We start from the raw sequence: 821 nt of genomic DNA on the forward strand, positions 1-821 counted from the left end.
AGAACAAAATCGCTAGCGCGACTTAATTACTTCCCAAGTGTAGCCTTATCACTTGGGATTCTTTTTTGCTCGTCGCATAGTACCTTCACAAAAAGGACAGACTACCTCTACTTCTTCATGTTTTTCTAAGTCAAATTGAAACTCTTCGACTACAAAATCTGGTACTTCATCTTCCTTACCACAATCTAAACACTTGAAAATTATTGTTGTAATCTCTTCATCCAATCCCAATGGGTCCTCTTCCTCTAACCATTTAAGAAATTCCTTACTCATTTCATCCTGCTTTGTGTTTCTTCGCATCATCATATATCCTCCACGTTTTAATGCATTCCACTTCTTCCATGTAATGAAATAAGAAACCATAATCATTATGCCAGATTTCAACCAGTTCCATCTCCCTATGGCAGCACGGGCATATGTATGGGTCTTGACCAAAGGCCTCAATCATTCTTTGGCGATATGTTTTTTTCTTCTCTTTACGTTCAAATAAAAAGGATAATTGTTTTGTTCTTACAAAAGAATAGAGACTCAAGATTTGGTTAGCTTTTTGATAGGATCTTCTACTGTATAAACCAAAGCGCCCTACCATTCGAAAATGTTTAGGCGGAATATGTTGTAAAAGATTAAATATAAATTTATAAACTGGCCATGTGACATCCTTTCGTTTTCCAGTTCGATGATCCTCATACCAAAAATGAACCTTCTCTCCATCGTAATTTTCAATACGATATTCGGCAATGACAGGTCTCGCTAAATATCGTCCTATATACTTCGCTGCACCTTTGGCATCTTTCATTTTCCTTTCAGCATTAACATAAAAA

General features: G+C 36.3%; 2 protein-coding genes. Both read right to left on the bottom strand.

Annotated features, from left to right (window positions below; genetic code table 11):
* Positions 1 to 48: 48 nt before the first annotated feature.
* Positions 49 to 273 (bottom strand): hypothetical protein, encoded by a 225-nt coding sequence (locus ACFQRG_RS16445; RefSeq protein ID WP_380968044.1) that lies wholly within the window; start codon positions 271 to 273, stop codon positions 49 to 51.
* 1 nt (position 274) lies between these two features.
* Positions 275 to 821, bottom strand: a 547-nt coding sequence (locus ACFQRG_RS16450; protein WP_380968046.1) for a transposase, incomplete at its 5' end; no start/stop codon positions are given.

Origin of the sequence: Scopulibacillus cellulosilyticus (genome assembly GCF_042665295.1) — a bacterium.
Taxonomy (GTDB): Bacteria; Bacillota; Bacilli; order Bacillales; family Sporolactobacillaceae; genus Scopulibacillus_A; species Scopulibacillus_A cellulosilyticus.

Coding starts and splice junctions, on each gene's coding strand:
- ACFQRG_RS16445 (WP_380968044.1), bottom strand. CDS start 273: ATGAGTAAGGAATTTCTTAAATGGTTAGAGGAAGAGGACCCATTGGGA.